The sequence below is a fragment of the Mycobacterium sp. URHD0025 genome, assembly GCF_000426065.1.
Lineage (GTDB): Bacteria > Actinomycetota > Actinomycetes > Mycobacteriales > Mycobacteriaceae > Mycobacterium.
Map to the genome: position 1 here is coordinate 45,193 of NZ_KE384491.1, position 23,920 is coordinate 69,112.

At 68.4% G+C, this 23,920-nt stretch carries 20 protein-coding genes; 10 read left to right on the forward strand and 10 right to left on the reverse strand.

Annotated features, from left to right (window positions below):
- Positions 1-80: 80 nt before the first annotated feature.
- Positions 81-1,070: a sigma-70 family RNA polymerase sigma factor gene (locus H977_RS0128595; RefSeq protein WP_255376491.1), complete on the forward strand. Its 990-nt coding sequence runs from the start codon at positions 81-83 to the stop codon at positions 1,068-1,070.
- A 194-nt stretch (positions 1,071-1,264) separates the two neighbouring features.
- The gene (locus H977_RS0128600) at positions 1,265-1,954 is read left to right on the forward strand and encodes an iron-dependent transcriptional repressor DtxR (protein WP_029111056.1); all 690 of its coding nucleotides are present in this window, start codon (positions 1,265-1,267) and stop codon (positions 1,952-1,954) included.
- A 4-nt stretch (positions 1,955-1,958) separates the two neighbouring features.
- Here H977_RS0128600 and H977_RS0128605 read toward each other — a convergent pair whose 3' ends face one another.
- On the reverse strand, positions 1,959-3,026 hold the full coding sequence (locus tag H977_RS0128605) for a DUF4192 domain-containing protein (RefSeq protein WP_029111057.1): 1,068 nt from the start codon (positions 3,024-3,026) through the stop codon (positions 1,959-1,961).
- Positions 3,027-3,202: 176 nt separating this feature from the next.
- Here H977_RS0128605 and sthA point away from each other — a divergent pair, with 176 nt between their 5' ends.
- Positions 3,203-4,609 carry a Si-specific NAD(P)(+) transhydrogenase gene (sthA, locus tag H977_RS0128610; RefSeq protein ID WP_196808362.1) on the forward strand — a complete coding sequence of 469 codons (1,407 nt, stop codon included), beginning with the start codon at positions 3,203-3,205 and terminating at the stop codon, positions 4,607-4,609.
- Between the two features lie 3 nt (positions 4,610-4,612).
- On the opposite strand, the gene H977_RS0128615 is transcribed toward sthA, so the two are convergent.
- A complete protein-coding gene (locus tag H977_RS0128615) occupies positions 4,613-5,425 on the reverse strand; it encodes a trypsin-like serine peptidase (RefSeq protein WP_231396087.1) in 813 nt (270 codons plus the stop codon).
- 186 nt (positions 5,426-5,611) lie between these two features.
- Here H977_RS0128615 and H977_RS0128620 point away from each other — a divergent pair, with 186 nt between their 5' ends.
- The 3 genes from H977_RS0128620 to H977_RS0128630 are packed head-to-tail and all read left to right on the forward strand — an operon-like array spanning position 5,612 to position 8,441.
- On the forward strand, positions 5,612-6,637 hold the full coding sequence (locus tag H977_RS0128620; protein ID WP_029111060.1) for a proteasome assembly chaperone family protein: 1,026 nt from the start codon (positions 5,612-5,614) through the stop codon (positions 6,635-6,637).
- A 36-nt stretch (positions 6,638-6,673) separates the two neighbouring features.
- The gene (locus tag H977_RS0128625) at positions 6,674-7,696 is read left to right on the forward strand and encodes an alpha/beta fold hydrolase (protein ID WP_029111061.1); all 1,023 of its coding nucleotides are present in this window, start codon (positions 6,674-6,676) and stop codon (positions 7,694-7,696) included.
- A gap of 58 nt (positions 7,697-7,754) precedes the next feature.
- A complete protein-coding gene (locus H977_RS0128630; RefSeq protein WP_029111062.1) occupies positions 7,755-8,441 on the forward strand; it encodes a PhzF family phenazine biosynthesis protein in 687 nt (228 codons plus the stop codon).
- Between the two features lie 12 nt (positions 8,442-8,453).
- On the opposite strand, the gene nrdR is transcribed toward H977_RS0128630, so the two are convergent.
- Positions 8,454-8,909, reverse strand: a complete 456-nt coding sequence (nrdR, locus tag H977_RS0128635; protein ID WP_019348288.1) for a transcriptional regulator NrdR — start codon at positions 8,907-8,909, stop codon at positions 8,454-8,456.
- Between the two features lie 164 nt (positions 8,910-9,073).
- On the reverse strand, positions 9,074-9,559 hold the full coding sequence (locus tag H977_RS0128640) for a LysM peptidoglycan-binding domain-containing protein (protein ID WP_036477875.1): 486 nt from the start codon (positions 9,557-9,559) through the stop codon (positions 9,074-9,076).
- Between the two features lie 264 nt (positions 9,560-9,823).
- Between H977_RS0128640 and lexA the strand changes: the two genes are divergently transcribed.
- Positions 9,824-10,543, forward strand: a complete 720-nt coding sequence (gene lexA / locus H977_RS0128645) for a transcriptional repressor LexA (RefSeq protein ID WP_029111064.1) — start codon at positions 9,824-9,826, stop codon at positions 10,541-10,543.
- Between the two features lie 46 nt (positions 10,544-10,589).
- Here lexA and H977_RS0128650 read toward each other — a convergent pair whose 3' ends face one another.
- On the reverse strand, positions 10,590-12,971 hold the full coding sequence (locus H977_RS0128650) for an LGFP repeat-containing protein (RefSeq protein ID WP_029111065.1): 2,382 nt from the start codon (positions 12,969-12,971) through the stop codon (positions 10,590-10,592).
- A 179-nt stretch (positions 12,972-13,150) separates the two neighbouring features.
- Positions 13,151-14,311 (reverse strand): acyl-CoA dehydrogenase family protein, encoded by a 1,161-nt coding sequence (locus H977_RS0128655; RefSeq protein WP_029111066.1) that lies wholly within the window; start codon positions 14,309-14,311, stop codon positions 13,151-13,153.
- Between the two features lie 101 nt (positions 14,312-14,412).
- Here H977_RS0128655 and H977_RS0128660 point away from each other — a divergent pair, with 101 nt between their 5' ends.
- Both H977_RS0128660 and H977_RS0128665 read left to right on the forward strand, forming a co-directional pair.
- A complete protein-coding gene (locus tag H977_RS0128660; RefSeq protein ID WP_029111067.1) occupies positions 14,413-16,701 on the forward strand; it encodes a molybdopterin-dependent oxidoreductase in 2,289 nt (762 codons plus the stop codon).
- A gap of 108 nt (positions 16,702-16,809) precedes the next feature.
- Positions 16,810-18,342: a PE-PPE domain-containing protein gene (locus H977_RS0128665; protein WP_029111068.1), complete on the forward strand. Its 1,533-nt coding sequence runs from the start codon at positions 16,810-16,812 to the stop codon at positions 18,340-18,342.
- A gap of 15 nt (positions 18,343-18,357) precedes the next feature.
- Here the strand turns inward: H977_RS0128665 and hflX are convergent, their stop codons facing one another.
- Genes hflX through H977_RS0128685 form a run of 4 tightly spaced genes read right to left on the reverse strand, consistent with a single transcriptional unit; the run spans position 18,358 to position 22,290 of the window.
- Positions 18,358-19,767: a GTPase HflX gene (gene hflX, locus H977_RS0128670; protein ID WP_029111069.1), complete on the reverse strand. Its 1,410-nt coding sequence runs from the start codon at positions 19,765-19,767 to the stop codon at positions 18,358-18,360.
- Between the two features lie 45 nt (positions 19,768-19,812).
- Positions 19,813-20,679, reverse strand: coding sequence for a diaminopimelate epimerase (gene dapF, locus H977_RS0128675; protein ID WP_029111070.1), 867 nt, complete (start codon positions 20,677-20,679; stop codon positions 19,813-19,815).
- A gap of 19 nt (positions 20,680-20,698) precedes the next feature.
- On the reverse strand, positions 20,699-21,616 hold the full coding sequence (gene miaA / locus H977_RS0128680) for a tRNA (adenosine(37)-N6)-dimethylallyltransferase MiaA (RefSeq protein ID WP_051289193.1): 918 nt from the start codon (positions 21,614-21,616) through the stop codon (positions 20,699-20,701).
- Positions 21,604-22,290 (reverse strand): class III extradiol ring-cleavage dioxygenase family protein, encoded by a 687-nt coding sequence (locus H977_RS0128685; protein WP_029111072.1) that lies wholly within the window; start codon positions 22,288-22,290, stop codon positions 21,604-21,606. The genes miaA and H977_RS0128685 overlap by 13 nt, the downstream gene beginning before the upstream one ends.
- Positions 22,291-22,550: 260 nt before the next feature.
- Here H977_RS0128685 and H977_RS0128690 point away from each other — a divergent pair, with 260 nt between their 5' ends.
- Complete coding sequence (locus tag H977_RS0128690) at positions 22,551-23,906, forward strand: DUF349 domain-containing protein (protein WP_029111073.1); 1,356 nt, start codon at positions 22,551-22,553, stop codon at positions 23,904-23,906.
- Positions 23,907-23,920: the final 14 nt, after the last annotated feature.

Below are 23,920 nucleotides of genomic sequence, written 5' to 3' on the forward strand. Positions count from 1 at the left end.
GGTCCGGAAAAACTGCAGCTCAACGGGCATGAATCCGGAGATCGGCGGGAACTCTGATGGCGTCTACGACGTTGTAGATCATGACAGTTCGAGCCGATCAGGAGGCCGTCATGGCAAATGCCACCACAAGCCGCGTCGACAGTGATCTGGACGCCCAGAGCCCTGCCGCCGACCTCGTGCGCGTGTATCTGAACGGCATCGGCAAAACGGCGTTGCTCAACGCCGCCGATGAGGTAGAACTCGCAAAGCGCATCGAGGCAGGCTTGTACGCCCAGCACGTGCTGGACACCAAGAAGCGTCTGGGCGAGAACCGGAAGCGCGACCTGGCGACCGTCGTCCGCGACGGCGAGGCGGCCCGCCGCCATCTGCTGGAGGCCAACCTGCGTCTGGTGGTGTCGCTGGCCAAGCGCTACACCGGTCGCGGCATGCCGCTGCTGGATCTGATCCAGGAGGGCAACCTCGGTCTGATCCGCGCGATGGAGAAGTTCGACTACACCAAGGGCTTCAAGTTCTCCACGTACGCCACGTGGTGGATCCGCCAGGCCATCACCCGCGGCATGGCGGACCAGAGCCGCACCATCCGCCTGCCCGTCCACCTGGTCGAGCAGGTCAACAAGCTGGCCCGCATCAAGCGCGAGATGCACCAGAACCTGGGCCGCGAGGCCACCGACGAGGAACTGGCCGAAGAGTCGGGCATCCCGGTCGAGAAGATCAACGATCTGCTGGAGCACAGCCGGGATCCGGTGAGCCTGGACATGCCGGTGGGCACCGACGAGGAAGCCCCGCTGGGCGACTTCATCGAGGACTCCGAGGCGATGTCGGCCGAGAACGCCGTCATCTCCGAGCTCCTGCACACCGACATCCGCCACGTGCTGGCCACGCTCGACGAGCGCGAGCAGCAGGTGATCCGGTTGCGGTTCGGCCTCGACGACGGCCAGCCGCGCACCCTGGACCAGATCGGCAAGCTGTTCGGTCTGTCCCGCGAGCGGGTGCGCCAGATCGAGCGCGAGGTGATGGCCAAGCTCCGCAACGGCGAGCGTGCCGATCGGCTCCGCTCCTACGCCAGCTAGTCCGTCCAGCCCATGTGCCCCGCCGGTTCCGCCGGCGGGGCACATGGCCATCCTGGGTGTTTCACGGCGTTTCACCCGGCCTGTCCTGGGCTTTTCGGCCACGATGTGACCTGCTCGACGACCCGATGTTGCGACGCAGTTCAAACGCCGGAAACGGTAGACTGTGCCGTGACGTTTGGGCTGGGAAGGCGCGCATGAACGATCTGGTCGATACCACCGAGATGTACCTGCGGACGATCTACGACCTCGAGGAAGAGGGCGTGGTGCCGCTGCGTGCCCGCATCGCCGAACGCCTCGACCAGAGCGGTCCGACGGTCAGCCAGACGGTGTCACGCATGGAACGCGACGGCCTGCTGCATGTCGCCGGTGACCGCCACCTGGAGCTCACCGACAAGGGCCGCGCTCTGGCGGTGGCCGTGATGCGCAAGCACCGGCTGGCCGAACGGCTGCTCGTCGACGTGATCGGGCTGCCGTGGGAGGACGTCCACGCCGAGGCGTGCCGCTGGGAACACGTGATGAGCGAGGATGTGGAGCGCCGTCTGGTCCAGGTGCTCGACAACCCCACCACCTCCCCGTTCGGTAATCCGATCCCGGGGCTGTCGGACCTCGGCGTCGGCTCGACCGGCTTCGACGACGTCAGCCTGGTCCGGCTCACCGAGCTGCCGGTCGGATTGCCGGTGGCCGTGGTGGTGCGCCAGCTCACCGAGCACGTTCAGGGCGACACCGAGCTCATCGGCCGGCTCAAGGATGCCGGCGTGGTGCCGAACGCCAGGGTCACCGTCGAGGCCACCGACCATGGCGGCGTGATGATCGTGATCCCCGGGCACGAGCAGGTCGAGCTGCCCCATCACATGGCACATGCCGTACGCGTCGAGAAGGTCTGACCGGTCACCCGGCTCTGCGTCCCCACTGCCTGCGCCGCGGTAACCGCACGCCGAGCTGTTCGGCCAGCCGATAGCCGGTGGCCGCCAGCTCCCTGACCCGTTCCGGGTGCATTCCTGATTGCAGCGCGGTGTCGAGCATGCCGGCCATCCGGTGCGTCGGCCGCGCCTGCAACGCGGCATCCAGCGACACCCCCGCCAGCGGGCCGTCGCCGCGCGCGTACGCCGAAAAAGCCAGCAGTACAAGCGCTTCCACCCGCCATGGGTCGGGCAGATTACGGGCCAACAGAGCCCACAGGGCTTCCGCCTGCTCCGCGCACTCCCCCACCGCCAGCGCATACAGCGTGTCGCGGACCCGCGGGTCGGCCAACCCCACGGCGAGCCGCGCCAGCTCGGCGGCCCCGGGCGCGTCCCCCTCGGCCAGCTGCAGGGCCACCGTCATCGCGCCCTCGACATCGGTGCGCACCTCGGCGTCGGGCCGGGCCTCCGGACACCCGGGCCGTTGGGCCACGAGCGCCAACGGCTTTTTCATCGAGTCGCCTGCGACCGGATCCGGCCGGATCACCTGCAGCAGTTCCTCGCGGCTGGCGTAGAGCCGCCGACCGTCCAGCACCGCAGCCGCCGCCAGCGGCGACGCACCCGGATCGTCCACGAACCCCTCTTCGCCGCAACCGTCGGCGCAGTGCCAGAGTCCGCCCGCGGCGACTCTGTCCACCACGTGCGCGGCGTAGAGCTCGATACCGTCGGCGGCAAGCGCCTGGTCCAGAACCGCCGCCAGGTCGCGGTACCGGTCGTCACACGCCCGGCAGTCGGTGCTCTGGTCGTCCACCACCACGGCGATCACCGCGTCCGCGCCTGCACTGGCCGCGAGTCCGACCAGGTGATCGATGCGCTCGGTCATGTCATCGGCCAGATCGGCGCGCATGACGCAGCCCAACGCGCCGCGGTCGACCGTGACCAGCACGAGGCTCCTGTGTGGGACGAATCCGAGCACCGCGGGCAGTGCGGCGATCAGCGCACCGGGACGGTTGAGGTGGAAGTCGAATTCCGACGAGGACGGCGATGGTGTTGTCATGCCCAGACCGTGCCAACCGGCGCCGTCACGGACCTCGCCAGAACCCGTCGGTAGCGGGTGGCTGGGGATGGACTCCGCGTTGGGGATAACCCCCGAGGCATTTGTTCATCCGGTATTCGGTCTCGCCGACATGCGAGACAACGGCAACCGGCGTAAACAGTTCTTCCATGGGTTCGATGCAGGAGTATGACCTCGTCGTCATCGGTTCCGGCCCCGGTGGCCAGCGCGCCGCCATCGCCGCAGCGAAGCTCGGCAAGTCCGTTGCGGTGATCGAACGGGGCATGATGCTCGGCGGCGTGTGCGTCAACACCGGGACCATCCCGTCCAAGACACTGCGCGAGGCCGTCGTCTACCTGACCGGCATGAGTCAGCGCGAACTCTACGGCGCGAGCTACCGCGTCAAGGAGAAGATCACCCCTGCCGATCTGCTGTCGCGTACCCAGCACGTCATCGGCAGGGAGATCGACGTCGTGCGGTCCCAGCTGATGCGCAACCGCATCGAGCTCTACACCGGGCACGGCCGTTTCTCCGACGAACACACGATCATCGTCGAGGACCCCAACCGCGCCGAATTGGTCACCGTCCGTGGCCGTTTCATCGTGATCGCGACCGGGACCAAACCGGCCCGACCCGCCGGAGTCACGTTCGACGATGCGCGCGTGCTCGATTCCGACGGCATCCTCGACCTCAAGGCTCTGCCCACGTCGATGGTGGTGGTCGGAGCGGGCGTGATCGGCATCGAGTACGCCTCGATGTTCGCCGCGCTCGGCACCAAGGTCACCGTGGTGGAGAAGCGCGACGACATGCTCGAGTTCTGCGACCCCGAGATCATCGAGTCACTGCGCTTCCACCTGCGCGACCTCGCGGTGACCTTCCGGTTCGGTGAAGAGGTGACCGGCGTCGACGTCGGCCCGTCCGGCACCGTGACCACACTGGCCAGCGGCAAGCAGATCCCCGCCGAGACGGTGATGTATTCGGCTGGGCGCCAGGGCCAGACCGATCATCTCGACCTGTCCAACGCAGGCCTGGAATCCGATGCGCGCGGCCGCATCTACGTCGATGACAACTTCACCACCAAGGTGGACCACATCTATGCGGTGGGCGATGTGATCGGATTCCCGGCGCTGGCCGCCACGTCGATGGAGCAGGGCCGGCTGGCCGCCTACCACGCGTTCGGCGAGCCCACCAAAGGCATGATGAGCCTGCAGCCGATCGGCATCTACTCGATCCCGGAGGTTTCCTTCGTCGGCGCCACCGAGGTCGATCTGACCAAGGACTCCATCCCCTATGAGGTCGGGGTATCCCGGTACCGCGAGTTGGCTCGCGGCCAGATCGCCGGTGACTCCTACGGGATGCTCAAGCTACTGGTGTCCACCGAAGATCTCCGGGTGCTCGGCGTGCACATCTTCGGAACGAACGCCACCGAGATGGTCCACATCGGGCAGGCCGTGATGGGGTGCGGCGGCACAGTCGAATACCTCGTCGACGCGGTGTTCAACTATCCGACGTTCTCCGAGGCGTACAAGGTGGCGGCGCTGGACGTGATGAACAAACTGCGCGCGCTGAACCAGTTCCGCTATTAGCGATCACTCGCAGTCGGATTCGAGCGCGGCGGGCGCCGCGTCGCCCGGGCCGCCTGCCTCGGCTCGGGCCAGCAACCGGACGATGCGGTCATCGAAGTGCGGCGAGTAGGACACGTCGTCGTCGCATCCGCCGCCGTCGAGGCCACCCACCAAGCCGGTCACCGTGGACCCCGAAACCCACGGGGCGCCGCTGAAACCGTCTGTGAGGCCCGCGCAGGTCAGCGACGGAAACCCCTCTGGTGAACGTTCGGTCGCGCCCCGGCAGGCCAGCGGGCTGCCGCCTTCGCCCATCGGGTAGCCGGTCACCGTCACCGGACTTCCCGGCGCGGGCGCCGCACCCAGGCTCAAGCCGCCGTCGGCAGCCGCGAGCAGGCCGGCGCCGGAACCGCCGGTGACCCGCACGATGGCGTAGTCGGCCTGCGGATCCTGCTCGGCGATCCAGCGCGGGTCCAAATACACCGCGCCGACGTGCCAGGTGGCGCCGCCGCCTTCGCCGAAGCCGGGGACGAAGGCCGTGTCGACGCCGTCGAGAAGGCAGTGCGCGGCCGTCAGGATGAGATCACCGGACGTGCTGGACAGCACCGATCCACTACACGTATGCGTCGTGGTGTCGCCGAGGAACAACGCTCCCACCCGCCGGTCCGGCATCACCGACTCGGCCCCTGCCTGGGACAACGGGCTGGCCACCACCGGTGGTTCACTCGGCGCGGCCGTCGCAGGGTCGGCAGACCCGCCCGCCGCGGTCCGGGTGCCCGGCCCGCTGCACGCCGCGGCCAGCGCGGTCATCACCGCCGCCGCGATTGTGAGCTTCACCATCCGGGTCACCTGCATCATGACGATTTTGCCTGATCGCGGGCATCGCCGCCGGAATGCCGGCCCGGGGCCGGTGCGTTGGCACCCACAAGCGGGGCGGAACGAACCCGCGGCGCGGGTATGCGGGACACTGGATGGCACGGTGGTAGGCCGTCACAGCGTCCTACCGCAGCGAGGAGACGAAGCGATATGACCGACAGCAGCGACACCCCCGATCAGCACTACCAGCCCGATCAGAGCGGCATGTACGAGCTTGAGTTCCCGGCGCCGCAGTTGTCGTCCTCGGACGGCCGCGGCCCGGTGCTGATCCACGCCCTGGAGGGCTACTCCGACGCCGGTCACGCGATCCGGCTCGCCGCGGAGCACCTCAAGGACACGCTCGACACCGAGCTGGTGGCTTCCTTCGCCATCGACGAACTGCTGGACTATCGGTCGCGGCGGCCGCTGATGACGTTCAAGACCGACCACTTCACCAGCTACGAAGAACCCGAGCTGAACCTGTACGCGCTGCATGACGACGTGGGCACGCCGTTTCTGCTGCTGGCCGGACTTGAGCCGGACCTGAGGTGGGAACGTTTCATCACCGCGGTGCGGCTGCTCTCCGAGCAACTCGGGGTGCGGCGGGTGATCGGCCTGGGCACCATTCCGATGGCCGTGCCGCACACCCGGCCCGTCATGCTCACCGCACACTCCAATGACAAGGAGCTGATCGCCGACCACACACCCTGGGTCGGCGAGGTCCAGGTGCCGGCGAGCGTCTCCAACCTGCTCGAGTTCCGGATGGCCCAGCACGGCCACGAGGTGGTGGGTTACACCGTGCACGTCCCCCACTACCTGGCCCAGACGGCCTATCCGCCGGCTGCCGAGGCGCTCCTGGCAGAGGTGGCCCGCACCGGTTCGCTAAAACTGCCGTTGGAGAAACTGTCCGAGGCCGGCGCCGAGGTGTACAGCAAGATCAACGAGCAGGTAGAGGCCAGCACCGAGGTCGCCCAAGTGGTGACAGGGTTGGAGCGCCAGTACGATGCGTTCGTTGCCGCACAGGAAAATCGGTCTCTGCTGGCGCGCGACGAGGAACTGCCCAGCGGCGACGAGTTGGGCGCCGAGTTCGAACGGTTCCTCGCCCAGCAGGCCGGTGACAAGTACAAAGACGACAAGTACCGAGACGGACGGGATGGCTTCGGCGACGGATTCCCGAACGGCGACAACCACTCATAGCAGCCCGATGCCGGGCCGAGAGCGAGGTTGACCAGCATGACCGAGCGCAAATCCCACCTGCGGACCGTACGCGAGCTCACTCCGACGCTCGAATACCGCACCATCCACGGATACCGGCGTGCCTTCCGGGTGGCCGGATCCGGGCCGACGATCCTGCTGATTCACGGTATCGGCGACAACTCCACCACCTGGCACACCGTGCAATCGGCTCTGGCGCAGCGGTTCACGGTGATCGCCCCGGACCTGCTCGGCCATGGCAGCTCCGACAAGCCGCGTGCGGACTATTCGGTGGCGGCCTACGCCAACGGCATGCGTGACCTGCTCAGCGTGCTCGACATCGACCGGGTGACCGTCGTCGGCCATTCCCTGGGCGGCGGCGTGGCCATGCAATTCGCCTACCAGTTCCCGCAGTTGGTGGACCGGCTCATCCTGGTCGGCGCCGGTGGGGTCACCAAGGACGTCAACATGGCGCTGCGGGTCGCCTCACTGCCGATGGGCAGCGAGGCGCTGGCGCTGCTGCGGCTACCACTGGTACTGCCGGCATTGCAGCTGGCCGGCCGGGCCGCCGGCGCCGTGTTGGGCTCCGCCGGACTCGGGCATGACATCCCGGACATGCTGCGCATCCTGGCCGATCTGCCGGAGCCGACGGCATCGTCGGCATTTGCCCGGACCCTGCGCGCCGTCGTGGACTGGCGCGGCCAGGTCGTCACCATGCTGGACCGCTGTTATTTGACTGAATCCGTTCCCGTGCAACTGATCTGGGGCGACTCCGACTCGGTGATCCCCGTCAGCCACGCCCGGATGGCGCACTCTGCGATGCCCGGTTCCCGACTGGAGGTTTTCTCCGGGTCCGGGCATTTTCCGTTCCACGACGATCCCGACCGCTTCGTCGAGGTGGTCGAGCGCTTCATCGACACGACCGAACCTTCGGTCTACGACCAGGATCGGCTCCGCAGCCTGCTGCGCAGCGGGCGGAGCGAAGAGGCGATCAGCGGATCGTTCGACACCCAGACCGCCGTGCTCGACGCGATGGACGCCGACGAGCGCAGCGCCACCTGACCCGCGCGGGGTAGCCGGGTCACCACGACGAGAGTCCACTGCGACGTAGCATCGGTCTATGGCCATCGATGTCACCGTGTTACGCGTGTTCACCGACTCCGAGGGCAAGTACGGCAATCCGCTCGGAGTGGTCGACAACAGCACCGTCGCGCCTGCCGACCGGCAACGGATCGCCGCCGAATTGGGCTATAGCGAAACGGTATTCATCGATCTACCGCAGCCGGGCGGCAACTCGGCCGGCGCGCACATCTTCACGCCGGCAACCGAATTGCCGTTCGCGGGGCACCCGACCGTCGGAGCGTCGTGGTGGCTGCGCGAGATCGGGATGCCGGTCCGTACCCTGCGGGTGCCCGCCGGGATACTCCAGGTCGAGTACGACGGAGATCTTGCCGTCGTCAACGCGCGGTCCGAATGGGCACCGGAGTTCGCCATCTATGACCTGACTTCGGCTGAGGAGTTGCTCGCCGCCGATCCCAACGATTTCGACGACGCCGACCAGAACTACCTGTGGGCCTGGATCGACAAGGCGAACGGCACGGTGCGCGCCAGGTCCTTCGCCCCACAACTGGGGATCCCCGAAGACGAGGCGACCGGCTCGGCAGCGGTGCGGATGACGGACTATCTCAGCCAGGATCTCACGATCGTGCAGGGCAAGGGTTCGGTGATCGAGACCCGCTGGAGCCCGGAGGGCTGGGTTCGCGTGGCCGGTCGCGTGGTCAACGACGGCCCCACCCGGCTGGACTGAGTCCGGACCGGTCTACGCCTCGGCGCGGTGGGCCCGGAGCGCCTCGATCTCACGCTCGAAGTCCTCGGCCGACGAAAACGACCGGTATACCGAAGCGAACCGCAGATAGGCGACCTCGTCCAGTTCACGGAGCGGTCCGAGAATCGCCAAGCCGACTTCGTGACTGGGAATCTCCGGAGTGCCGAGTCCGCGGACGGCATCCTCGACCTTTTGCGCCAACACGTTGAGGGCATCGTCATCGACCTGCCTGCCCTGACAGGACCGGCGCACGCCGCGGATCACCTTCTCACGACTGAACGGCTCGGTCACCCCGCTGCGCTTCACCACGGCCAGCACAGCTGTCTCCACGGTGGTGAATCGCCGCCCGCACTCAGGGCATGACCGCCGGCGTCGGATGGCCTGCCCTTCATCGGTCTCGCGCGAATCGACGACACGCGAATCGGGATGACGGCAGAACGGACAGTGCATCACCGCTCCTTCGTCATGCCGCCGGACAACTAGCTCGAGCGCCCTTGAGCGTACCCGTGCTGCCCGCGGCAGACTCACCGCCGGGTCCAGTCGCGCATACGCGCTCAGGCGGACGCCGGCCAGTGTGGCTGGCAGCCAGGACGATTCAGCGGACATCGCACTGCTCAGCCAACCGGGGCGAGCAGCGTCTGCCCTGGGTCGACGGCCGCGGACTCGAGCTGGTTGAGATCGCGGATCTGCTCGACGACACGCGCGACCGGCGCATCCGGGGCGACGCGGCGGGCCACCTGCTGCAGCGTCTCCCCCGACTTCACCTGAACCACGGCGAGTTCCGCCGGCGCCGCCGGCTCGTTGCCCATCACGCCGCCGAGCTGTGCCACCAAACCCAGCCACACGGTGATGCCGGCCGCCACCAGCGCCAGCAAGACCGTCGTCATCGGCGTGATGGGACGGCTGCGATGAGATGCCCGCGACATCAGCACTCCGGTCCCGTGGTAGCGGACCGCGCCACCGGCGGGCCGGGAGGGCGCCGGACGCCGCACCCGGCGCACCGGCCGCGGCGCCCCGGTGCCGAATTGGGCGCGGGGCGACTGCGGCATGGCCCGAACAGCGCGGGAACGGCTATCGGCGGGGATATCGATGATCGCCATCTGACTGCCTTTCGGTGAGACTGATTCGCTCTTGTGTTCGAACATAGTCGCTCAAGTGTTCGATGGATAGAACATGTGATCGAACTGTTGCCAAACGATAGAACAGGGCACCGACAAGTTCCGGCGGCGAAGCACATCGGCCACAGGGTCGGCCGCCCGCTCGGCGGCCCGGCGGCCCGCTCGCGCACTCCACCTGGGAACACGCCGCAACACGCGTCGAACACATGTTTGATTAATGTTCGACCAGCGACTACATTCGGCCCCATGAGCGACGACCGCAGCAGGGACGGCAGCACCGAAAGCCCGGCCGGATCGGACGGCGCAGGCCCCCGCCGGGCCGAGGGCGGCCTCACCGACCGGCAACGGACCATTCTCGACGTGATCCGCGCGTCGGTGACCAGCCGCGGCTACCCGCCCAGCATCCGCGAGATCGGCGATGCGGTCGGCTTGACGTCCACTTCATCGGTCGCCCATCAGCTGCGCACCCTGGAACGCAAGGGCTATCTGCGGCGCGACCCCAACCGGCCGCGCGCGGTCGACGTGCGGGGTGCCGACGATCACGCGGCCGCGGTGGTGTCCACCGATGTGGCCGGCTCGGACGCGCTACCGGAGCCGACCTTCGTCCCGGTGCTCGGACGGATCGCGGCGGGCGGACCCATCCTCGCCGAGCAGGCTGTCGAGGACGTCTTCCCGCTGCCCCGCGAATTGGTCGGCGAGGGCTCGCTGTTCCTGCTCAAGGTCGTCGGGGATTCGATGGTGGATGCCGCCATCTGCGACGGCGACTGGGTGGTCGTGCGCCAGCAGAGCGTGGCCGACAACGGGGAAATCGTGGCCGCGATGATCGACGGCGAAGCCACTGTGAAGACGTTCAAGCGGACCCGCGGTCAGGTCTGGCTCATGCCGCACAATCCGGCATACGACCCGATTCCGGGTAACGACGCAGCAGTGCTCGGCAAGGTCGTCACTGTCATCCGCAAGATCTGACGTGCCGTAGCCCGGCCACGTCGAACCGTGGCCGGGCCCTGCAGACTCAGTCCGTCCGCACGAATCCGTTGGTGCGGGCGAATTCCTCACTGGCGAACCAGATCTCGGCCACGGCGTCGTCGTATTGGCTGCTGTCGGGTGCCCAGTACCGGCCGGACTTCGTGTCCGCCTTGATGGGGTAGCCCTCCGGTGCGCGGTTCGGGTCGTCCAGCGGTAGGTGAATGGCCGTGGCACTGGGAATCTCGTCGAGTTCGATGGCGGCATGACGCCCGCTGTGGGCCTCACTGTTGTATGCCTCGGCTTCGGTGATGACACGGGTCGGAGCGGTGTCGACATTGTCCTGGTCGCTGTCCTGATCGCCGCCCCGCTCGCTGGGCCTGACCAGGCCGCTCAGCGCCGCGAAACCCTGCGCCTCCCGCATGCTGCCGGCCGCACCAGCGAGTCCCCCGGTCACGGTCACGTCGTCCGCGAGTTCGGCTTCGATCTCTCCGTCGGTGTCCTCACCTTCGGCGACCTCCTCGAACTCCGCGTCGATAGGCGTGTCGAGGTCCTCGTCCTCGTCGTAGTCGTCGTCGAAGTCGTCCTCTTCGAAGTCGTCGTCCTCGTAGTCGTCGTCGTCCCGGTAGCCACCGTCCTGGTAGCCATCGTCTTGGAACCTGTCGAAGCCCTGTCCCGGCTCCGGGCCCGCCAGCCGCGAGGAATCCTCGGGCGGTTCGTCGTCCTCGCCCGGTGCTCCGTATTCACCGGCCGGCCCTTGATGAGGAGCGGCCCACTGACTGACCGGCATCGCGATATCGGTGGGATCGTCGTACGGCGACGCCGCGCCGCTTGCCGAATCCTCGGCCGGCCCGGCGAATCGCGCGGTCGCGGCTTCAGCGGGACCGTATGCGGGGCCCGGTCGGTAACCGCTCGGCACGTCGGCGTCCCGGTCGTCGACATATTCGTCGTGGTCGTATCCACGCGATTCGTAGTGCGCGTCGGAATAGCCACCGTCGTCATAGTGCGGTTCGCCGGGTCCGCCGTCGTAGTCGTCGTCGAACGGGTCGTGGTCGAAGTCGTCGTCGCCACCAGCCCGGCGTCGGTGCCACAGCGCCGCACCCACGATCAGGCCGGCGAGCAGCAACACGGGCACCACGGCGATCAGCCACCACCAGCTCCAATGCCAGGCGAAGGGCTTCTTGGTATCGGTGCCGGATTGCTGCGGACCGGCGGCGTGAGGCTGCTCGAGCCCCGGAACCTGCAGGCCACTCAACTCGGAGGCGAGCTTGGACGGCTCGGTGGTGAACTTGTTGGCCTCGCGATCCCAGGAGACCGCGCCCCCGCTGAATCGCTGGCTGATGACCGAGCCGTCTTCGGTCTGGTCGGCCATCGGAGCACCCAGCGCGCCCTTGGCCCCGCCCAGCTTGTCCCAGGCCGCCTTCATCGCGCCCCGGACTATCACCGCGCCGTAGTCGGGCGTCCAGAAGATGACGGGGTTGTCGGCCGCGGCGAAGGTGCTGATCCGGCTGTTGGGTCCCAGCCCGCCTTCCGACTCGCCTGCGGTCGGGAAGCCGAGATCGCCTTCGGGACCACCTACGCTCTCGTACTTCTCCAGCAGCTGGCCGGTCACGGCGTTGGCGCCCGTGGCCGGGCTGTAGAAGATCTTGCCGCCCGCGTAGTTCTGGCCCAGCCCGCCGTCGCCGATCGGATACTGATCGCCGTCCTTGGCTCCCAGCGGACCCATCGGCCCGCCTGCCGCCCTGCGGGCCGCCGCGATCGCCGCCGCGGGATCCGACGGGACGTCCAGGCCGGCGAGTTGATCGGCCAGCTCCGGCGGCACGGTGGTGAACACCTTGGTCTTGCGGTTCCAGGAGATCTCTCCGCCGGTGAAGGCTTGGGAGCTCACGTCGCCGTCGAACGACTCGTCCTCGGTCGGGACGCCCAGTACTCCAGCGGAACCACCGAGCTTGTCCCACGCGGCGTTGACCGCACCCCGGACCACCCGGGCGCCGGTCGACGGCGTCCAGAAGATGACGGGGTGATCCGGCGCGCTCAGCGTCGAGTTTCGGCTGTCGGCGGCCCGCCCGGCGCCTTCGTCGATGGTGGGGAAACCCAGGTCGCCGTCGGCGGCACCGCCCAGCGACTCGTACTTCTCCAGAATCGCGCCTTGCATGAAGTGCGCGCCCGTCGCCGGCGTGAAGAACATCTTGCCGCCGGCGAAGTTCTGCGCGAAGCCCGAACCCACCGCGTAGACGTCGCCTTGGCGCGGCCCCAGCGGCCCGCCTTCGCCGCCGCTGGCATCCCAGGCGGCGGTGACCGCTGCGTCGGCATCGGACTCCGGGGTGGCCGAAGCCACCGCCGGACCCATCAAAGCAGCGACCGCGAGGGCGAGCAGGCCGACCGCCAACCGCCACACGGCCGCGTTCAGCCTCGCTCCAGGCCTAGTCATGCGCCCTCCCCGCTCGTTCGGCAAAGTTTCCTCAGAATTGTCCCGCCCCGACAACTTTGCTTCAGCAGGTGACGATAACCAAGGAACGTGGCCGATCATGACCAAAAAAGCCGCAATATCCGGGCCTGAGGACCCAGATTTGGGCTTCTCGGGCTCTCATCCGGGGTATTTCGGGCTCATCAGACGCCCAGACCGCGTCCGATGATCTCCTTCATGATCTCGGTGGTTCCGCCGTAAATGGTCTGCACCCGCGCATCCAGGTAGGCCCGCGCGACCGGGTACTCCCGCATGTAGCCGTAACCGCCGTGCAGCTGCAGGCAGCGGTCGATGAGCTCCACCTGCTTCTCGGTCGAGTACCACTTGGCCATCGCGGCCTGTTCCACGGTGAGCTTCTCCTCGAGGTGCAGGCGGATGAACTCGTCGACCATCATCCGCACCACGGTGGCCTCGGTCGCCAGTTCGGCCAACAGGAACCGGCTGTTCTGGAAGCTGCCGATGGGCTTCCCGAAGGCCTTGCGCTCCTTGGTGTACTGCACCGTCTGCTCCAGTACCGCCTCCATCGCCGCGGCGGCCATGATGGCGATCGAGATGCGTTCCTGCGGCAGGTTCTGCATGAGATAGACGAATCCCTGGCCCTCCTCGCCGAGCAGATTCTCGACCGGCACGCGCACGTCGGTGAACGACAGTTCGGCGGTGTCCTGGGCCTCCAGGCCGATCTTGTCGAGGTGACGGCCGCGCTCGAAGCCCTCCATGCCGCGCTCCACCACCAACAGGGAGAAGCCAAGGGCGCCCTTCTCCGGATCGGTCTGCGCGACCACGATCACCAGGTCGGAGTGGATGCCGTTGGTGATGAAGGTCTTCGACCCGTTGAGCACATAGTGGTCGCCGTCGCGGACCGCGCGGGTCTTGATGCCCTGGAGGTCGCTGCCGGTGCCCGGCTCGGTCATTGCGATCGCCGTGATCAATTCACCGGTACAGAACTTGGGCAGCCAGCGCTGCTTCTGCTCCTCGTTGGCCAGGCGGAGAAGATAGGGCGCGACGACGTCGTTGTGCAGGCTGAAGCCGATGCCGCTGTACCGGCCGGCCACGGTCTCCTCGCAGACGATCGTGTTGTACCGGAAGTCGTCGTTACCGCCGCCGCCGTACTCCTCGGGCACCGCCATTCCGAGAAAGCCCTGCTTACCCGCCTCCAGCCAGACCCCGCGGTCGACGATCTTGTCCTTCTCCCACTGGTCGTGGAACGGCGCGACATGCTTGTCCAGGAATGCCCGGTACGACTCGCGGAACAATTCGTGCTCAGGCTCGAACAACGTGCGGTCGTACTTCACGACACTGCCCATGGTGTGACCTCCGGTACTGGTTACGGATTTGGGGCCAACCTATACCAACCGGGTGGTTGGTCAGCCCCGGGGAGGGTCGGTACCGCCCGTAAACTCGGGCCATGCCTCAGTCCCCCGCGACCCTCGCGCACTGGGGGGCCTTCACCGCCGATCTCGCCGACGGTGACATCGCCGCCGTCGCCCCGGCGGCCGGCGACACCGACCCCTCACCGTTGCTCGGCAACCTGGCGGGCTCACTGCGGCACCGCTCCCGCATCGCGGGGCCCGCAGTGCGGCGCGGCTGGCTGCGCGACGGCCCCGGCCCGAGCACCGAGCGCGGTGCCGACGAGTACGTCGCGGTGTCCTGGGACGAGCTCACCGAACTGCTCGCCGCCGAGTTGCGCCGAGTCGTCGACACCCACGGCAACGAGGCGATCTACGGCGGCTCCTACGGCTGGGCCAGCGCCGGCCGCTTCCACCATGCCCAGAGCCAGGTGCACCGCTTTCTGAAAATGCTTGGCGGCTATACCTTTTCCCGCCATTCCTACAGCCTGGGGGCGACCGGGGTGATCATGCCCCGGGTGGTCGGTACCCACGACGATCTGTTCAAACGCTCCACGGACTGGGACGTCATCGCCGAGCACACCGACCTGCTGGTGTGCTTCGGCGGTGTCGCGCTGAAGAACACCGGTATCAATCACGGTGGCACCACCGCACATCCGGCCCGTGACGCGCTGCGCCGGTTGCGTGACCGCGGCGGACAGATCGTTTCGTTCAGCCCGCTGCGCGACGACGTCGACGGCGACTGCCAGTGGCTGGCGCCGATTCCCGGCACCGACGTGGCGGTGATGCTCGCGCTGGCCTACGTACTGGCCACCGAAGGTCTGGCCGATCGCGATTTCCTCGGCACGCACTGCACCGGATATCCCCGCTTCGAGCGTTACCTGCTGGGCCACGACGACGGCGTCGCCAAGACCCCGCAGTGGGCATCGGCGCTCAGCGGCCTGCCTGCGGGCGAGCTCACCGCGCTGGCCCGCCGGATGGCCGCCTCACGCACCCTGGTCACCGTCAGTTGGTCGCTGCAGCGCATCAGGCACGGCGAGCAGGCACCGTGGATGGGGCTGACCCTGGCTGCCATGCTCGGCCAGATCGGAGTTCCCGGAGGAGGTTTCGGGCACGGCTACGGGTCGATGAACGAACCGGGGTTGCCGCCGCTGCGGTGCGGTCTGCCCGCCCTACCACAGGGGCTCAACCCGGTGCGGACGTTCATCCCGGTCGCGGCGGTCACCGACATGCTGCTGCACCCGGGTCAGCCGTTCGATTACAACGGCATGCGACTGACCTATCCCGACATCAAGTGCGTGTACTGGGCCGGCGGGAACCCGTTCCACCACCACCAGAACATTCCGAGGTTCCGCCGGGCCCTGTCCCGGATGGAGACCGTCGTGGTGCACGACCCGTACTGGACGGCGATGGCCAAGCACGCCGACATCGTTGTGCCCTCGACCACCGCCTATGAGCGCGAGGACTACTCGGGCTCGCGCAACGATCCGCTGCTCGTGGCCATGCCCGCGCTGGCGCAACCGTATGCCGACTCCCGTGACGACTACACCACGTTTTCGGCGCTGGCCGAGCGGCTCGGCTTCGGCCTGAAGTTCACCGAGGGCCGTACGGCGCGAGAGTGGTTGATCCACATGTACGAAAAGTGGTCTGCCGGGCTCGATTTCGACGTGCCGGGATTCGACGATTTCTGGGCGGCCGGGAGCCTACGGCTACCCACCGAACCGGGGCTGACGCTTCTCGCCGAGTTCCGGGCCGACCCGGTCGGGCGCCGGCTGGCCACCCCGAGCGGCCGCATCGAGATCTTCTCGGCCGACATCGACCGGTTCGGCTACGACGACTGCGCCGGCCATCCCAAGTGGTACGAGCCCACGGAATGGCTGGGCGGCGCGCGGGCCGCCCGCTATCCGCTACACCTGGTCGCCAATCAGCCCGCGACCCGCCTGCACAGCCAACTCGACGGCGGCGCCACCAGCCAGGCGTCGAAGGTGCAAGGGCGCGAACCGATCCGGCTCCATCCGGACGACGCCACGGCACGTGGACTCGCCGGCGGTGACGTGGTGCGGGTGTTCAACGACCGCGGCGCCTGCCTGGCCGGCGTGGTGATCGACGACCGGCTGCGACCGGCGGTGGTGCAACTGTCGACCGGGGCCTGGTTCGACCCGGCCGATCCGGCCGACCCCGACTCGATGTGTGTGCACGGCAATCCCAACGTGCTCACCGCCGATGTCGGCACCTCCTCGTTGGCGCGCGGCTGCACGGGCGCCCATGTGCTGGTGCAGGTGGAGAAGTTCGACGCAGCACCGCCCCCGGTGCGGGCACACGAGCCGCCGGTGATCCGGGCACGCTGAAATCGTTGGGCGGCAGGCAGTTTCGCCGTTTGCCCGGTAACCCATACGTGCCGGTGCAAAGATCCCCTCAGCGCTGACGAGGCCGTCAGCAGAAGGAGATCCGGGCCGATGCGACTCTCACCCCGTTCTGCTGCCAGATCGCTGCTGGTCGGCGCCGTGGCCCTGTCCGGTTCGGTAGCCATCGGTCTGACGCCCGTGGGCACGGCAGCGCTCGGCTTGGTGGTGGCGGTGACACCGCTGGTGGTGCCCGGCACCGGGACTCCGAACCCGCAGGACTCCAACAACTACATGGCCAACGCGGTCGCGTACTACGTACAGCCGAGTGGCAGTTGCGGCGCCGCGGACTGTGCGGAGCCGGTGGCAATCCCCTACATCGCCCAGTTCTGGCCGATTCCGCTGCCGGGCTGGGGTGGGCTGGAGGGGGCCAAGTGGAACGTGTCGGTGGCCAGCGGAGTCACCCGGCTGACGAGTGAGCTGGTCGGTGAGAACAATCCCAGTGCCGCGCACCCCGTAGTCGTCTTCGGTTATTCGCAGGGTGCCACCGTGGCCAGCATTGTCAAAGGCAATCTGGCCGACCTCACCGACGAGCAGAAGGAGAATCTCAGCTTCGTCCTGATCGGCAATCCGAACCGCCCGGACGGTGGGCTCTTCGAACGGCTCGCGATCCTTGGCACCGTTCCCGTCCTCGATGCGACGTTCGGCCAACCGACCCCGACCGACACGGGCATCGAGACCTACGACATCGCGCTGCAGTACGACGGGGTCGCCGACGCTCCGTCCTGGGTGCTCAACCCGCTTGCCCTGGCGAACGCGCTGGCCGGCTTCCAGTACGTGCACGGCACGTACCTGGATCCCCGGGGCGACGATCCGGCCACGGCCACGCCCTACGGATATACGCCCGAGCAGGTACAGGCCGCGATCGAGAACGCCAAGGAGAACTGCAGCACCGAAACCCACTGCCAGAAGGTCGACGGCAGCGACACCTACTACATCACCCTGCCGGCGAAGACCCTGCCGATCATGCAGCCGTTCCTCGATCTGGGCGCGGCGACCGGCACCTCGGCCCTGGTGGTTCCGCTCGTCGACCTGGTGTCACCGATGGCGCAGACCCTGATCGAAACCGGTTACACCAGAACCGACTACAGCACCCCCACGCCGTTCCGGCTGCTGCCCCGGTTCAACCCCGTGACAGTGGCGACCGACCTCGTCAACGACATCCCCGAAGGCATCCGGGCAGCGCTCAACCCAGGCCTCGATCCACTGCCCGGGTGGACCGATCCGACCGAGCCAGGCGACACCGTCGCAGTCCAGGACACCCCTGACGACGCCGTCCTCACCACCACGAAGATCGCCGAGCAGACCGAACGCCGACCGCTCTCGCGACTGAATCGGGCCGCCGAGGCCGCGACGGCGGTCACCACACCCGACACCGAGCCGGCCACAGTTACCCGGCAGGAGCGTCCGTCGTCGCCGAAAGCCCAGGGCGTCAAGGGACATCCGGCCCGTGAGGTGGCGAAGTCGATCCGCAGCACCGTGCGCAAAGCGATCGGCGGCCACAGCGTCGGCAAGGACATGGACAAGGCCAAGGACACGGCCAAGGCGAAGCAGACCGGCGCCACCGAGAAGAAGCCCGCGGCCTGACGCCCGCATCGCACGTCAGAAGGTGTCGAACTCGCTCAGGCTCGCGGCCAGCGCCATGGGCACCCGTGCCTTGATGCGGGTGCCGTCGGCGGTGTGCTCGGTCGCGTCCACCCGACCGTCGGTGTGCACCCGCGCCACCAGATCCCCACGGTCGTAGGGAATCGTCACGTCCACCGTGGCATCGGTGGGAGGAATCATCTCCGCCATGCGGGCCCGCAGCCGGTCCAGCCCGTCGCCGGTGCGCGCTGAGACGAACACGGCGTCGGGCAGCGCGCGCCGCAGTGCCGCCAACCCGAGGCCGGTGGCCGCGTCGATCTTGTTGACCACCAACAATTCCGGCGGAGGGGCGATGTCGTACTCGGCCACCACGTCGTTGACCACCTGACGGACCGCATTGATCTGTGCCAGCGGGTGCTCGTCGGAACCGTCCACCACGTGCACCAGCAGATCCGCGTCGACCACTTCCTCGAGGGTGGAGCGGAACGCCTCGACCAGCTGGGTGGGCAGATGCCGGACGAAGCCGACGGTGTCGGTCAGCACGAATGGCCGCCCGTCATCGAATTCCCCACGGCGCGTTGTGGGTTCGAGGGTGGCGAACAGGGCGTTCTCCACCAGCACACCCGCCCCGGTCAGTGCGTTCAGCAGGCTGGACTTGCCGGCGTTGGTGTAGCCGACGATGGCGACTGACGCGGCGTCGGAGCCCAGCCTGCGGCTGCGCTGGGTGTCGCGGATCTTCTTCATGTCGCGAATCTCGCGGCGCAGCTTGGCCATCCGCTCACGGATGCGCCTGCGGTCGGTTTCGATCTTGGTCTCACCCGGCCCGCGGGTGCCCACTCCGCCCCCGGCACCACCGGCGCGACCGCCGGCCTGACGCGACATCGACTCACCCCAGCCGCGCAGCCGCGGCAGCATGTACTCCATCTGGGCCAGCGACACCTGGGCCTTGCCCTCCCGGCTGGTGGCGTGCTGGGCGAAGATGTCGAGGATCAGCGCCGTGCGGTCGATGACCTTGACCTTGACCACTTTCTCCAGCGAGTTGAGCTGTGCGGGTGAGAGCTCGCCGTCACAGATGACAGTGTCCGCCCCGGTCGCGAGGACCACCTCGCGCAGCTCGATGGCCTTGCCCGAGCCGATGTAGGTGGACGGGTCGGGCTTGTCCCGGCGCTGGATGAGCCCCTCGAGCACTTCCGAGCCCGCGGTCTCGGCCAGGGCCGCCAGCTCGGCAAGACTCGCGTCGGCGTCGGCCGCACTGCCCTCGGTCCACACGCCGACCAGGACTACGCGCTCCAGCCTCAGCTGGCGGTATTCGACTTCGGTGACGTCGGTGAGCTCGGTGGACAACCCGGCGACGCGGCGCAGCGAGGCGCGGTCTTCGAGGGCCAGCTCACCGGTGCTGGGGGTGACGGGATGTTCTGGTTCAGTCATATGTACTTACAGGTTGTCACGTGGATCGTGCCGCCCGCACTCCAATTAGGCGTGCGCAGCATTCCACCACTGCTCGGACAGGTCACCGCGGGCCACCAGCACCGACGGTCCACGCAGGTAGCTCGTGGATTCGGTGATCGTCACGGTGACCTCACCGCCGGGGATGCGCACCTGCAGCGAGCCCGTGTCGGCGCCCTGATGGGCCAGGGCCGCGAGGGCGGCCGCGACAGTTCCGGTGCCGCAGGAGCGGGTCTCGCCGACGCCCCGCTCGTGCACACGCATCGACACCGCGCCATCGACCGGAGCAGTCAGCACTTCGACGTTGACGCCCTCGGGGAACAGTTGCTGATCGAACGACACCGGCGCCGCGACGTCGAGCACAGCCAACTCGCCCTCGGTCAGCCCGACACACGCCAGATGCGGATTACCCACATCGACGGCCACACCGCTGAGGCTGCGGCCGCCGACCACCGCGGTTCCCGTGCCGAACCGGTTGGCCTTGCCCATCTCCACGGTGACCTCGGCGGAGGTCGCGTCGACCCTGTGCAGCACCACGGGACGTGGGCCGGCCAGCGAGCCCACCACGAACTCGTCGGCGGTTTCCAGGCCTGAGGCACGCAGGTAATGCGCGAACACCCGCACCCCGTTGCCGCACATCTGGGCGATCGAGCCGTCGGCGTTGCGGTAGTCCATGTACCAGTCGGAGGCCGCCACCCCGTCGGGCAGCCGCTCGAAAACGCCTGCGGCCTGCGCAGCGGCGGCCGTCGTCACCCGGAGCACGCCGTCGGCGCCGAGGCCGCGGCGGCGGTCGCACAGTGCGGCCACGGCGGCAGGCGTCAGCGACAAGGCGGCATCAAGGTCGGGCAGCACCACGAAGTCGTTCTGGGTGCCGTGCCCTTTCACAAAGCCCACGCTGCCGGAGATCACCTGTTCAGGATACGTGCCGCCACACCCGCAGGGCCTCCTGCACCAGCCCGCCGGCGGCGCCGTCCAGCCACACCACCCGATGGTCGCGGCGGAACCAGGACCGCTGCCGTCGCACATAGCGGCGGGTGCCGATGAACGTGGGTTCCCGCGCCGCGGTGCCATCTCCCCCGGCATCGAGGTCGGCCAGCACCTGCGAATAACCCAGGGCCCGCGCAGCGGTCACCCCGTCCCGCAGCCCCCGGCCGATCAGTGTCCGGACCTCGTCCACCAACCCGCCGGCAAACATCAGGTCGGTGCGTTGCTCCAGGCGCTCATCGAGAACTGTTGTTTCCCAATCTAATCCGATGATCGCGGTGTCCCATCGGGGCGCACCGATCTTCGGCGCCGACGCGGCGAACGGTTGACCGGTGAGCTCGACGACCTCCAAGGCCCGCACGATCCGCCGACCATCGGTGGGCAGGATCGAAGCCCCGGCGGCGGGATCCACCCGGGTCAGCTCAGCATGGAGTGCGGCCACACCCACCTCCGCCAGCCGGGCCTCCCACCGCGCCCGCACGGCCGGGTCGGTGGCCGGAAACGTCCATTCGTCGAGCAGCGACTGGATGTAGAGCATCGACCCGCCCACGATCACCGGGACCGCGCCACGGGCCGCGATGGCCTCGACATCGTCCGCGGCGTCCTGTTGATAGCGGGCCACCGTCGCGGTCTCGGTGACTTCCAGGACATCGAGCTGGTGGTGCGGGATACCGCGCCGCTCGGCGACGGGCAGCTTCGCGGTGCCGATGTCCATGCCGCGGTAGAGCTGCATCGCGTCGGCGTTCACGATTTCGCCGCCCAGTGCCTCGGCGATCGCCAACCCGAGTGCCGATTTCCCGGTGCCGGTCGGCCCGATGATCGCGATGGGCCGGGTCACGGCAGCCATGCGCCGACGAAGTAGCCGACGCCGTAGGGCGCCCCGCGGTAGAGCTCACGTGCCGAGCCGGGCGACGATACGGTCAGGCCTGCCAGCACCTGAAAGGCCACCCTGCCGAGGACGGGCTCGGGCAGCTCCACCAGCGCCGCCAGGTCGCCGGTGGCCAGTGCGTCGTCGAGATCCTGCTGATCGGCCACCGACGCCGGCAGGTGACCGCCGGGGGCCGCCGGAGTGAGGGTGTTCAGCCCGTCGGCGACCACGAGGACGCCCACGGGGTCCGGGGATTCGTCGATTCGGGCCCGCAGGGCGCGCCCGTGGGCCAGGGCCTCCCCGGCCGGGTGCGAGGCGGCGAAGGTGTGCACGTCGACACTCGCGTGGGGTGCGGCCTGGCCGCGGATCCACCCGGCAATCAGCGCACACAGCGGCAGCTCGGTCGCCTCGGCCACCGGGCCGGGCCCCAGGGCCACCGGGATGTCGACGCCATAGCCGGCGAAGGTCCCGGCGCTTCCGGGTCCGTACACCGCGTCGGCGGGGCCGACGCCCACAGCCAGCCAGCGCGGCGGTAGCGCCGTTGCCGTGGCGATCACCGCGTCGCGTAACCCAGCCACCTCCCCCGCGGCCGCACCCACCAATTCGGGCACGAGGACCGGTGTGGCGGGGACGATCGCGATGGCGCTGAGCACGTCACCAAACTAATGCGCGGCCCGTGCTGCGCTGCGCCGAGTGCCGGTGAGACCCTCGGAAACGACCTCGCCATGACCCCCACGAGCCCGCCGGATCAGCCCGATCCACCCCGGCCCATCGGGCTTTGTGGGGACATTGAGCCGAAAGCCATGGGCATGGCACAGCGCGACCTGCTTCAATAGCGGACAAAGCGACAGCATCAGGCGCCGCGTCGCGCGGCAGATGCGCGGGCAAACCGCGCGGAGTACGAGGAGCGGATATGACAACCAGTGAGCCAGGCGGAGCCACCCCCCAGCCGACGTCCGAGCCCACACCCAGGCCCACTCCTTCGCCTGCCCCGAGGCCGGGACCGCCTCGCCCCGTTCCCCGTCCCAGCCGGGTCGCCCCGGTGGTTGCGGTGGCGCCCACCAGCGATCCGCACCGCTTCGGGCGGGTGGACGACGACGGCACGGTGTGGTTGGTCAACGGATCCGGTGAGCGCGTCATCGGTTCGTGGCAGGCCGGCGACACCGAAGCGGCGTTCGCTCACTTCGGCCGGCGCTTCGATGATCTGCACACCGAGGTGGCACTGCTGGAGCGTCGGCTGTCCACCGGCACCGGCGACGCCCGCAAGATCAAGTCCGCAGCCGCCGCGCTGGCCGAAAGTCTGCCCACGGCAGCGGTTCTCGGCGACGTTGATGCGTTGAACACCCGCCTGACAGCGATCCTGGAGCACGCCGACGAGGCCGCCAAGACCGAGCGGGCCCAGCGTGACGAGCACCGCGCGGCGCAGACCGCCCGCAAGGAGGCGCTCGCCGCCGAGGCCGAGGATCTGGCCGCGAACTCCACCCAGTGGAAGTCCGCCGGTGACCGGCTGCGCGAGATCCTCGATGAGTGGCGCACCATCACCGGGCTGGACCGCAAGGTCGACGATGCCCTGTGGAAGCGGTATTCGACCGCCCGGGAGACCTTCAATCGCCGTCGCGGCTCGCACTTCGCCGAACTCGACCGCGGCCGCGTCGGCGCCCGCCAGGTCAAGGAGGCGCTGTGTGAGCAGGCCGAACAGCTCTCCGGCTCGACCGACTGGGGTGCCACCGCGGCCGCCTTCCGCGACCTGCTGACCGAGTGGAAGTCCGCCGGCCGCGCCGCCAAAGACGTCGACGACGCACTGTGGCACCGGTTCAAGGCTGCCCAGGACACGTTCTTCGGCGCCCGTAACGCCGCACACGCCGAACGTGACGCCGAGTTCAAGGCCAACGCCGCCGCCAAGGAGGCGCTCCTGGCCGAGGCCGAGAAGATCGACACGACCGATCTGGACGCGGCCCGCGCGGCACTGCGCACCATCGGCGACAAGTGGGATGCGATCGGCAAGGTCCCCCGCGAACGCGCCGCCGATCTGGAACGACGACTGCGCGCCGTGGAGAAGAAGGTCCGCGACGCGCCCTCCGGTGGAGTCGATCCCGAGGCCAAGGCCCGTGCCGATCAATTCCGCTCACGCGCCGAACAGTTCGAGCGGCAGGCCGAGAAGGCCGAGGCGGCCGGCCGGGCCAAGGATGCGGCCGAGGCCAGGGCGAGCGCTGAGCAGTGGCGTCAGTGGGCCGACGCGGCGGCAGCCGCGCTCGGAGAGCGCAAGTAGAGCCGGAGCGGCTC